The sequence below is a fragment of the Faecalibacterium sp. An192 genome (genome assembly GCF_002160175.1).
In the GTDB taxonomy this organism is placed as follows: Bacteria; Bacillota; Clostridia; order Oscillospirales; family Ruminococcaceae; genus Faecalibacterium.
Genome location: NZ_NFKB01000024.1, coordinates 39,782 through 51,175, shown reverse-complemented (window position 1 = coordinate 51,175; position 11,394 = coordinate 39,782). Strand labels below are relative to the sequence as shown.

10 protein-coding genes and 1 pseudogene are annotated in these 11,394 nt (G+C 49.4%); 7 read left to right on the top strand and 4 right to left on the bottom strand.

The window, feature by feature from the left end; translation table 11 throughout:
- The 4 genes and pseudogenes from B5F27_RS08790 to B5F27_RS08775 form a co-directional block, all read left to right on the top strand.
- Positions 1 to 1,025, top strand: a pseudogene (locus B5F27_RS08790) (conjugal transfer protein TraE); the annotation flags it as partial.
- The gene (locus B5F27_RS08785) at positions 1,022 to 2,779 is read left to right on the top strand and encodes an NlpC/P60 family protein (protein ID WP_087366642.1); all 1,758 of its coding nucleotides are present in this window, start codon (positions 1,022 to 1,024) and stop codon (positions 2,777 to 2,779) included. The pseudogene B5F27_RS08790 and the gene B5F27_RS08785, both read left to right, overlap by 4 nt.
- 12 nt (positions 2,780 to 2,791) lie before the next feature.
- Positions 2,792 to 3,064 carry a DUF4315 family protein gene (locus B5F27_RS08780; protein ID WP_087366639.1) on the top strand — a complete coding sequence of 91 codons (273 nt, stop codon included), beginning with the start codon at positions 2,792 to 2,794 and terminating at the stop codon, positions 3,062 to 3,064.
- Complete coding sequence (locus B5F27_RS08775) at positions 3,048 to 3,821, top strand: DUF4366 domain-containing protein (protein ID WP_087366636.1); 774 nt, start codon at positions 3,048 to 3,050, stop codon at positions 3,819 to 3,821. The genes B5F27_RS08780 and B5F27_RS08775 overlap by 17 nt, the downstream gene beginning before the upstream one ends.
- Positions 3,822 to 3,876: 55 nt before the next feature.
- On the opposite strand, the gene B5F27_RS08770 is transcribed toward B5F27_RS08775, so the two are convergent.
- From B5F27_RS08770 to B5F27_RS08755, 4 genes are all read right to left on the bottom strand, one after another.
- On the bottom strand, positions 3,877 to 4,809 hold the full coding sequence (locus B5F27_RS08770) for an Abi family protein (protein WP_087366633.1): 933 nt from the start codon (positions 4,807 to 4,809) through the stop codon (positions 3,877 to 3,879).
- A gap of 343 nt (positions 4,810 to 5,152) precedes the next feature.
- A complete protein-coding gene (locus B5F27_RS08765) occupies positions 5,153 to 6,175 on the bottom strand; it encodes a tyrosine-type recombinase/integrase (RefSeq protein ID WP_087366630.1) in 1,023 nt (340 codons plus the stop codon).
- Positions 6,159 to 7,160 (bottom strand): tyrosine-type recombinase/integrase, encoded by a 1,002-nt coding sequence (locus B5F27_RS08760; protein ID WP_087366627.1) that lies wholly within the window; start codon positions 7,158 to 7,160, stop codon positions 6,159 to 6,161. The genes B5F27_RS08765 and B5F27_RS08760 overlap by 17 nt, the downstream gene beginning before the upstream one ends.
- Positions 7,153 to 8,370, bottom strand: a complete 1,218-nt coding sequence (locus tag B5F27_RS08755; RefSeq protein ID WP_087366624.1) for a site-specific integrase — start codon at positions 8,368 to 8,370, stop codon at positions 7,153 to 7,155. The genes B5F27_RS08760 and B5F27_RS08755 overlap by 8 nt, the downstream gene beginning before the upstream one ends.
- 97 nt (positions 8,371 to 8,467) lie before the next feature.
- Between B5F27_RS08755 and B5F27_RS08750 the strand changes: the two genes are divergently transcribed.
- Genes B5F27_RS08750 through B5F27_RS08740 form a run of 3 tightly spaced genes read left to right on the top strand, consistent with a single transcriptional unit; the run spans position 8,468 to position 11,362 of the window.
- A complete protein-coding gene (locus B5F27_RS08750; RefSeq protein WP_087366621.1) occupies positions 8,468 to 10,594 on the top strand; it encodes a DNA topoisomerase 3 in 2,127 nt (708 codons plus the stop codon).
- Positions 10,591 to 10,803, top strand: a complete 213-nt coding sequence (locus B5F27_RS08745; RefSeq protein WP_087366618.1) for a transposon-transfer assisting family protein — start codon at positions 10,591 to 10,593, stop codon at positions 10,801 to 10,803. The genes B5F27_RS08750 and B5F27_RS08745 overlap by 4 nt, the downstream gene beginning before the upstream one ends.
- A gap of 13 nt (positions 10,804 to 10,816) precedes the next feature.
- Positions 10,817 to 11,362 (top strand): hypothetical protein, encoded by a 546-nt coding sequence (locus B5F27_RS08740; RefSeq protein WP_087366615.1) that lies wholly within the window; start codon positions 10,817 to 10,819, stop codon positions 11,360 to 11,362.
- Positions 11,363 to 11,394 lie beyond the last annotated feature (32 nt).

Sequence of the window (11,394 nt, the reverse complement as noted above, 5' to 3'; positions counted from 1 at the left end):
TGCCGCTTGAAAAAGTGATGAAATGCTTGAGCCGTATGACGGGAAATCTGTCACGTACGGTTCTTAGGCGGGAAAGCGGTGGTAACACCGCCGACCCAGCCGATTACGCAGCTCTGGTGGAACGTCTGAACGGGCAGGTCATCAAAATTTCGCCCACCAGTACCCAGTTCATCAACCCCATGGACATCAACAGCAATTACAGCGAGGAAGATAACCCGATTGCACTGAAATCGGATTTTATTTTGTCGCTGTGCGAACTGGTGGTGGGCGGCAAGGAAGGGTTGCTTCCTGTCGAGAAAACCGTCATCGACCGCTGTGTGCATCAAATTTACCAGGCGTACTTTCAGGACCCGCAGCCCGAGAAAATGCCGCTGCTGGAGGACCTCTACAAAGCCCTCTTGGAGCAGGAGGAAAAGGAGGCCCACCATGTGGCGACGGCTCTTGAAATCTACGTCAAGGGCAGTTTGAACCTGTTCAACCACCGCACCAACGTGGACATCGACAACCGCTTTGTCTGCTACGACATTCGGGAGCTGGGCAAACAGCTCAAGAAGATCGGGATGCTGGTGGTACAGGATGCCGTCTGGGGCCGTGTCACCACCAACCGCTACGCCGGAAAAACCACCCGGTTCTATGTCGACGAATTCCACCTTTTGCTCCGGGAGGAACAGACCGCCGCTTACTCGGTGGAAATCTGGAAGCGGTTCAGAAAATGGGGTGGCGCACCCACCGGCATCACCCAGAACGTGAAGGACCTGCTGGCCTCCCGGGAAGTCGAGAACATCTTTGAAAACTCGGACTTCATCCTCATGCTCAACCAGGCATCCGGCGACCGCCAGATTTTGGCCAAGCAGCTGAATATTTCTCCCTATCAGCTCAGTTATGTGACCCATTCCGGTGAAGGCGAGGGACTGCTGTTCTATGGCAATGTGATCTTGCCCTTCGTGGACCGGTTCCCCCAGGACCTGGAGCTGTATAAGATCATGACCACCAAGTTCTCGGACGGCACAGGTGAGGCCGGATGAAGCGCAAAAAATCCCGACTGACCTTTGTGGAGGAAAAGCAGCCTGGGACAGGTGCCCGCCCCGCAGGAGGCAAAACCCCTGGAGCCGATCAGAGCGGCAAGGCCAAAGCAAAACATTCCACCCGCGCCCCGCCCAAACGGGGCCTCAAGATGGATGCAGACAAAGCCAAAGAGCGGGCAGCACAGCTCCGGTTCGGCAAGGCTGAAATCATCGAAGAAAGCTCCAAACACCGCCGCCGCAAACCGGCTTTGGACGTGGTTCTGGCCGGGGAAACCCACAAACAGGTGGACCAGCAGAACCAGGATGAGAATACCGGCGTACAGGCTGCCCATGAAGGGGAACGTCTGGTGGAAGGCGCGGCAAAAAAGGGCGCAAAGAAGCTGAAAGATTCCAAGTACAGCCAGAAGCTGAAAGCCTCCCGAAAAGGGAAAAAGCCGGTCAAAGACCCCGACAAACCAAAGAGCCAGCCGGCGCAGGCGTATCGGGAGCAGCAAGCTGCACAGCCGCAGCCGGCATCCAACCCCATTTCCCGATGGAAGCAGCGCCAGAAGATCAAGGCTGGGTATTATGCCCGGAAGGCTGGGGGCAAGGCCGGGGGCGCAGCCGGTGAAAAAGCCGGGAGCACTGCTGCCAAAAAGGCTGCGGAAAAGGCCAAAGCTGCCGCTGCCAAGGCGGCGCAGTTCGTTTCCACCCATGCCCACCTGATCCTGATGGGCGGTCTCCTGGTGGTGCTGATTCTGGTACTCATTACCTTTATCACTTCCTGCTCGGTATTCTTCCCGGGCGGAACCGGTACTGTCTGGACCACCTCTTACACTGCTGAGGACGAGGACATTCTGGGTGCGGAGGAGGATTACTGTCTGTTGGAGGAAAAACTGATGGCCGAGATCGAGGCAATCCCGGCCAGTCATCCCGGCTATGACGAGTACAACTTCGACTTGGACCCCATCAACCATGATCCCTACGGGCTGGCAGCCATGCTGACGGCGATTCATGAAGCCTACACCCGGGGCGAAGTACAGGGCACCATGACAGCTATCTTTGATATGCAGTACGAGCTGATCTTGACCGAAACCATCGAGATACGAACCCGAACCGAAACCCGAACGGACATTGATCCGGCCACCGGTGAGACCTACACCTATGAGGTGGAAGTGGAGTATGAGTGGAAGATTTTGAATATCACCCTCATCAACTACGGCATTGATTTTGTGGCCGTTAATATGTTGTCCGGGGATGATCTGGAGCGGTATCAGATTCTGCAGGAAACCCAGGGCAACCGGCCGGAACTGTTCGGCGGATTGTCTCTGGTGATCGGTTCGGACGGCTCGGGAGAAGCGGGCATCGACTACCAGGTGCCCGCCGAGGCTCTCACCGACCCGGAGTTTGGTTCCATGCTGAAGGAAGCTGAGAAATACCTGGGCACCCCCTATGTCTGGGGCGGTTCTACCCCGGAAACGGGCTTTGACTGTTCCGGTTATGTCTGCTGGGTCCTGAACCAGTCAGGCTGGGACGTGGGCCGCACCACGGCCAACGGCCTGTGGCAAAAGGCTGCCAAAATCTCGGAACAGGAGGCCAAACCCGGTGACCTGGTTTTCTTTGAAGGCACCTATGATGTGGCTGGCGCGAGCCATGTGGGCATTTATGTGGGGAACGGCATGATGATCTCTGCCGGCGACCCCATCAAGTATTCCAATATCCATTCCAGTTATTGGGACAAACATCTGCTGGGATTCGGGAGAATCCCGAAGTGACAAGGAGGAAATATGAGCGAAAAACTTGAAAAGATGCGGGCTGACCTGGCAAAAGCCAAAGAGCGCCGCATCCAGCTGAATAACCGCATTGAGCTGCTGGAACGCCGGATTGCGGAGGCCGAAAAAGTGGAGGTGGCCGAGATGGTGCGCACCGCCAACGTCACGCCGGAGCAGCTGGCCATGCTGCTGAAGCAGGCGGCCAATGCAGCACCGAACCCTGCGGCCCTGGCTGCCGCTGGGGTAACTTTTGACAACAAGGAGGACATGGATGAAAGCATGGAATAAGTTCTGCTGCGCCCTGGCATCGCTGGTGCTGCTGATGGGCAGTCTGGCCGCCCCGGCCTTTGCCTATGGGACGGAAACGGCGGACCCCACCCCCGCCCCGGCACCTGCTCCCGTCACGGTTCCTACCGCGGAGCCTGCGGAAGAAACCCCGGTAACGGTACAGGAAGAAGTCACTGGTCCCCTGACGCCGGAGGGCAACCTGACCCTGGTGGATGATTACCACACCACTTATTCGGATGGCTCCGGGCAGCAGTTCATTACGCTTGTGAGCAAGTCCGGGGCTTATTTCTACCTGGTGATTGATCGTGCCGCGGATGGAGACGAGACGGTCCACTTCATGAATCTGGTGGATGAGGCAGATCTGCTGGCCCTCATGGAAGAAGAAGATATTCCGCAGCCGGAACCGGAACCGCAGCCGGAACCCGAACCGGAACCCGAGCCCATGCCGGAACCTGAACCGGAACCCGAGCCCATGCCGGAACCTGAACCGGAAAAAGAGGAAGGCGGAGCCGGTAAATTCGTGCTGGTTCTGTTGGTGCTGGCAGGCATCGCCGGCGGTGGAGGCTACTTCTGGATGAAGCTGCAGCAGAAGAAGCGGGAGGCCGAGGAAAACAAGCCTGATCCTGACGCCGATTACCGGGAAGATGAAGAAGAAATCATTCTTCCCGACGGTGAACCCGAACCGGATGCAGCGCAGGACGAGGAAGCTGAACGCAAGGCATACCAGACCAGCGACGGCTACGAGGAAACTGAATAATCCAAACAATCAAAAACGAGGGGATGGCAAAGCCGTCCCCTCAAATTACATATCACTATATCTTATACGTCGATATTTTTTTCCAGTTTAGAGGAAAGCCCATTGCGTTCAAAAGTTCATCTTCCGCTATGTGATTTGTTGCCTTCAATAATTTGTCAATGCATTGGGTTAGAGATTTTTTAAATGTGTGAAACTCATTCGGAGAAAGTAAGTATCGGAAGGCGATGACCATAGCAAACAGATCGCGTTTTCCTAATATATAGGCATTCCCTGTTTTAGAAATGCAAAGCTTTTGATGAAGAATGGTATCAGGAATGGTGTCCTTGGTACGGTAGGAAAAAAGCCGCTCATTATGGGCACACACGTTTCTGAATTTCGTTAGTACTGTTAAATATTGCCGGAGTTGTTTTTCATTAACATGGAGGAAATTTTTACTGACTTTGGTTTGAAGGTCTGATGTCAAAAAGATATACATTTTTGATAATGAACCAAATGTCATTGCGTTCACCAGTACCCACAATGGTACATTATTATAGGTGTTTCTTTGATATTCAATATAAGGGTACTGTGTAGACTGAGATAGCCTTGTCAGCTCGGAAATCAAACGAGAGATGCCAGCCTGATGTTTGGCGATACTATTGTAGTTTGTTGGATTTAAGTATGCGCTTTGGTTTTCTCCATATTTTTCTGTAAAGTAGTAGGACAAAAGAGAACGCAGATGTTGTTCTATATGTAAGAGATATTTTAAAAACAGAGCCCGGATGTTTTCGTCGAACTCATATAAAGATACAATTTCATCAAGAGAAGTTCCACTCTTATAAATTTTCTGACCTGGAATACGGAAGATATGCTTATAGCCGGTAACAAGAGAATAGTAACCAATTTCCTGTAACTTAGCCTTTGCTTTGACTTCGTCAGGAATAAGGATGTGTTTCTCATCTTTTAATTTTGTGAGCTGTTGCTCATACGTCATAAAAGGTTTTGGCATATTGTATCCTCATGTCAGCAAATAAAGAAAAGGAGGTCCCTTACGGAACCTCCCCTCTGGCTACGGGCCTCACAAGTTTCCGCAGCACGATCACTATACATAGTATATGCAGAAGGGTTGAAATTGTCAACAACAAATTTTGAAAGGAGAATTATTTTGCCTAAACTGATTTATGTAAAGATTTACATAAATCAGGTTATGCGAAGATTTGCAAGATGTGGAGTTTTTTGAGCAAATAACGTCACTAAGCAAAAAAATCATTCCTTTCTTTACATAAAATCAATGCTTGTAGCAGAGGTATATGTAGGTGTGCGACTCTACTACAAGCATTTGTTCTCCTTAATTAAAATTTTCCGAGATTAACCAGCCATCGCATCAGATCATCATCGTCGGTCCATGAACGAAGCGGCTGCGGCGTTTCTACCACATTGGCAGCTTCAATCGCTTTTCTTTTTAAAGTTACATCAGCCCTAGCATAGATTTGAGTGGTTTTTACATCCACATGGCCCAAAAAATCTCGAATGTAAATAAGATTCACTCCACCTTGTAACAAATGCATTGCTTTGGAGTGTCGTAGACAGTGTGGTGTCACTTGCTTCGGAATTAAGTCTGGATGAGACTGGCGTGCTACGTCAACATTTTTCTTGAGAATATAACCGACACCAGCACGTGTCATTTTTTGGTGTGAGTGATTGAAAAACAAATAGCTATCTTTTGTTGTCAGATAATGTTGTTGGTCATTCATATAGGCAGACAAAATTTGGACATTGCCTTTGAGAAGCGGAACGGTTCTTGACTTTTTCCCTTTTCCTGTAAGGCGAACAGTTGCAGGAGAAATCAAACGAACATCGCCTACCTTTAAATCAACAATTTCCTGCACGCGAGCAGCTGAATCATATAAAAGAGATAAAATCGCCAACTCTCGCCGGCCTTTGGCTGTATGAATGTCAGGGCTATCAAGAAGTATTTTAATTCCGTCAATCGAGAGATAACGAACCTCTTTTTGAGCCACCTTTGCGAATTTCAGAAATAAAATCTGCTGGCATCGAACAGCAAGTTCCGGATGCTCATACTGTGCATAACGAAAGAAAGCATGTATGGCTGCAAGACGCTGGTTGCACGTCGAAATACTTGAACCGCGTTTGGTCTTTAGCCAATTCAAAAATTTTTCTATCAATTCAGGGGTGACATCGTTAAAGGTTAAAGATTCGGCAGAAATGCCAATTTCTTCATTACAAAATGTCAAAAGGAGCTTGAATGTATCCCGATATGAACGAATTGTATTATCACTAAAATTACAGAGTCCAGCCAGATAGTGTGTTAGAAATTTTGTGAGTGTATAGGAAAAATCAGTCGGTTTCTGCAATATATTCACCTCCAATTTCAGGGAATACAGACGCTGTCAATAAATTCATTTTCTCTGTAACATCTGGAAAAGCTTCAGCCGTCAATCTGAGATACCATTGCGTTGAAAGAACGCCTTTGTGGCCAAGATATTTGGACAGTATAGGAAGCATAATCATTAAATCTGTTCCTTCGGTAGTCCACTTGTAAAGTTGGTGGCAAGCAAACGTATGGCGCAAATCATGAATTCTTGGGCCCAGCCGCTTTCCACCATAAGAAATTCCGACACTCCACATTAAATCTCGGAAATGCCGTTCGATTGCTGAAATGCAATAATGTTCGCCATGCATGGTAAAAATATATGGATAATCAAGAGAGTGTCCGCAGTGAGCTATAGATACATATTTTCTACAGTATTCAGTCAAAGAGTCAGACATCGGAACCAAACGTTCAATATTGTTCTTGGTTTTGTTTAAATGAACAACACCCGTTTTCAGGTCAACATCACCTAATTTCAGACTTAGAACTTCATTAATACGGAATCCACACGCATAGAGCATTCTGTACAGCATCGGAAATGTAAGATGTCTGGATGTCGATTTTTGCGAAAAAGAGGCTTCATCAACTTCTTGAATCATTTTGCGAATTTCATCATGTGTGAAGATATACGGCGTGTGAAGACGATCCCTTTTAAATTTAAACATGGGCAACTCCACTTCATATCCATTTTGTTCCAGAAATGAAACGAACTGGCGCATTACGAGAATACGCGAAGAACGGTGTAGCTCACTCTCATTATTTCTGGGTTGGCTCCATGCCTGAGCAATTTCAAGAGGGAATTTTTGACTTTCTATTTTAAAGTCCTTGCAGAAATCATCGAAAGCTCGAAGAAGATATATTTGTCCCATATATTTAATTCCTTGCGCTCTTTTATAGGAAACAAACGCAACACACATCTCTGCAAAAGGACCAGTAAAGATTGGATCTTTCCTCACACTTTTACTCAAATTGAGTCACCTCCATTGCACATTTTTTCAACAAGGAAGGACTTATACGAATGTAATTTCCAACTGAATGCAAATCACTGTGCCCTAAAGTTTGTGCAATAACGGTAACAGGAACATCATTTTCAAGCATACTTGTAGCAAGAGTTCTTCTTAACGTGTGCATTCCTACTCGTCTTCCTTCTTTACTGTACATTCCTGCTTTTCTCAAGTACTTGACAACATAGTTGGTATATTGAGTCAGATCATTATATGGAGGACAATGGCTTGTAAAAATGCTGGCAGATGTAGATTCGGGACGACCGTTTTTTATATAGTCGATTATAGCCCAGCCAACGTCCTCAGGTAGTGGTAGCGTGACCAAAACGTTCGTCTTTTTTTGAATAACATGAATTTCTTTTTTGCTCCAATCGATTGATCCAAACTTCAAAGAAATGGCATCGCAGCTTCTGAGTCCAAGTCGTATGCAAATAAGAACAATGGCGTAATCCCTTTTACCCAGCGGATTGTTTCGATCTATTGCAGCCAGAATTTTATTGATCTCGTCGGCAGTAAAACGATCTGGCAAGCGTTGCATCCGTGTGTTTTTAAAATGAGGCAGATCACCAGAAAAATCATCCGGCAGAATCTCGTTGATTTTGGCAAATTTAAAGAGATTTCTAAGCTCTCGTGTGACTTGACAAACGAACGAAGTCGAATGATCTGTCAGGCTGTATACATATTGTTTGACCAATTCATGTGTTATTGACTTGGGTTCAGAAATTCCATTATCCAACAAATAGTTTTGGAATCGGAGTAAATGAGACCGGCAATTCTGAATGCTGTCTTTCGCGTAATTTCTGCCTTGCATATAGTTTAGATATGATTGAAAAAGATTTGCGTAGGAACCTTCAAAACCACAAGTCGATCTGTACTTTTGACGAAAGATTGTCCCAGTTCTAATAAAATCATCCAGCATTGAAAATGGACGGTTATACCGATAGCTATGGTAGACATCTTGAAAATTATCGCCAGACTTTGAGATTACAAATTTTTGAACGGAAAAGCTGTCATACTCCACTATGCCATTATCCACTGCAAAGTCACAATACTGCTTTAAAACAGTCCTTGTGCGGCGGCATGTCGATTCAGAATAATCCATTTTTTGTAGTTGAAGGCAAAGCTGCTCAATGTACAAAGGTAAATCTTTAATGGGTATGCTGTTTTTTGACATAAGGGAACCTCCTCAAATTTTTTGTACATAAATGTACGTTACCATTCTGCAGCATTTGAGGATATTATGTAAAGAAAAAAGGAGAAAATAACGAGTTATGAATGCTTTTATTAAAAACTCCACATTTTGCAAATCTTCGCATAAGTTGATTGTGAGCGAAAAGCCCTCTGTCGCCCATGCCATAGCTAAGGCTCTGGGCATCACCAAACGCCATGACGGGTATCTGGAAGGAGAAAAGTATCTCGTCAGCTGGTGTGTTGGCCATCTGGTGGAGCTGGCTCCACCCGGCAGCTATGACCCAAAACTGGTCAAATGGTCCAGGGCGGACCTCCCTATTCTGCCCAAGGCATGGCAGTACCTGGTGTCGCCTGGAACCCAAAAGCAGTTTGAGGTCCTGCGGAGCCTTATGGCCCGGCCCGACGTGGACCAGCTTGTCTGTGCCACAGATGCCGGGCGGGAGGGAGAGCTGATTTTCCGCCTCGTCTATCACCAGTGTGGCTGTGCGAAACCCTTTACCCGGCTCTGGATCAGCAGCATGGAGGATGCCGCCATCCGGGAAGGATTCGCCCACCTCAAGCCCTCAACCGAATACGATGCTTTATTCAAAGCAGCCCTTTGCCGGGAGCGTGCCGACTGGTTGGTCGGCATCAACGCCACCCGGCTTTTTTCGTGTCTGTACGGTCAGCCCCTGAACGTAGGTCGGGTGATGACCCCGACGCTTGCCATGACGGTGAGCCGGGAAGCCGCCATTGATGCGTTCCAGCCTGAACCTTTCTACACGGTGCTTCTCAAGATGGAGGACTGTATGGCATCCAGCGAACGATTCAAGGACAAGTCCCAGGCAGAGGCTCTGCTGGCAGAGTGCCGGAAAGCAAGCCGGGCAGTCCTGCAAAAGACAGAACGAAAGGAGAAAACGGAACGTCCGCCCGCCCTCTATGACTTGACATCTCTCCAGCGGGATGCCAACCGGATGCTGGGATATTCAGCACAGCAAACTCTCGACTACACCCAATCTCTCTATGAAAAGAAGCTGGTGACCTACCCCCGCACCGACAGCAGGTTCCTGAGCGAGGATATGGAGCCGGGCCTGCCGGAGCTGGTCCAACAGACCGCCGCTCACTTTGGAGTAACCGGCGAAATCCCCATCCACGCAAAACAGGTCATCAACAACAAAAAGGTCAGCGACCACCATGCAATCCTGCCCACCAGGAGCATGGCGAAAGCTGACCTTTCTTCTTTGCCCGCAGGTGAGGCCAACGTCCTTCGGCTGATTGCGGCCCGCCTGCTGGCCGCCGTGGGAGAGCCGTACCGCTATGCAGAGACCACAGTACAGATGGGGTGTGCCGGGCAGGTTTTCGCTGCCAAAGGCAAGACTGTTCTGGCCGAGGGCTGGAAAGCGGTGGAGCGGGCTGTCCTTGGTGATACCGCCCAAAAGAACGAGGAAAAACTGGAACTTCTGCCCGAGGTGCAGGAGCAGGAAACCTTGCCTGTCCTGGATGCGCAACTGAAAGAGGGCAAAACGTCCCCGCCCAAGCATTTTACCGAGGACACTCTTTTGTCGGCCATGGAAACGGCCGGGAAAGAGCGTATGCCGGAAGAAGCCGAACGCCAGGGCATTGGAACCCCTGCCACCCGGGCGGGTATCATCGAGAAGCTGGTCAAGAAAGGTTTTCTGACCCGTGAGGGCAGCGGCAAAACCAAGAACCTGATCCCCACCGAAAAGGGCCGGGCGTTGATCGCTGTCATGCCCGAAGAAATCCAGTCTCCCGCCATGACCGCTGACTGGGAGCAGCAGCTCCTGCAGATCGAGCGGGGTGACTTGGAACCCGAAGCCTTTATGAATGAGATCGAACAGATGGTCGCCTCTCTGGTCCAGACCAGTGAGGCAGTGAAAGGAGCAAAAATGCTTATGAAGAACAATGGAAAGATCGTTGGTATCTGTCCCCACTGTGGTGCCGATGTGGCTGAACGGGATAAGGGCTGGTTCTGTTCCAACCGGGAGTGCCGGTTTGTGCTCTGGAAGGACAACGCCTTCTTTAAGCGGCTGGGAAAGCACCTCACTGGCCAGCTGGTGGATAAGCTGCTGCGGGATGGCCGTGCCCGGCTCAAGGACTGCAAGAGCCAGCGCACCAGTAGAACTTATAACGCCTCTGTCCTGATGACCACCGAGGCTGATGGGCGGGCACAGTTCAGCCTGGAGTTTGAGAACGGGGGCGGCAAATGACGAATTTCACCTACGAAGAAGTGAACTTGATGGCCCTCTACAACACTGGCAGCCGGGAACGGCTGATCGAAGTGCTGACTGAGATGAAGACCTATCTCACTCTTTCTGAAACGGAGCTGCGGGACCTGACCGACGGCACCCTCGATAAGCTGATCGGGATGACTGATGCCGAGTTCGATGCACTGGAACTGTACCCCGATTTTATCTAAGTAAGGAGGGCCTATGGCAGAGGAAAAAGACAACAAGTGGCAGTGCTATATCATCCCGGACCTTGCCACTTGGACGGGAGCAGCAGGGAGCAAACCCCATACACCCATCGAGTTCTATGACACCTACGAGCAGGCAGCAGCCCGATTTCAGGAGCTGCGCTCTGAACCCTATAACAGCGAGGACCTGTCGGCAGCCCGTCTGACCTTTGGCGTCCAGCGGGAGGACCCGCCCAGCGCTGCCGACCTGCTCCAGGTCCGACAGGGCAAAAACTACCTGGTGGACGATTACACCCGGATGGCATCGGTGAACCAAAGCCCCGAGGTTATGAGCATCCTGAAGCAGATGCGGAAGGACCTGGGCTTTGACCGGGTCCGAGTCTATGATCGGGACGCCTATGGCGGTTTCATCGGCCCCAAAGATATGGCTTTTGCCCGCTGGAAACACCCCCTCAAACCGATGCTGAGAAAATCGGTGCTGAAAGAATTGAAAGAAACTGACAGTAAGACTGCACCTGTTCCTAAAAATGCACATCGAAAAAGGACACAGGATAGAGAATAAGAGCTGTTTCCAAGGTCGATGAAAAGTGCATG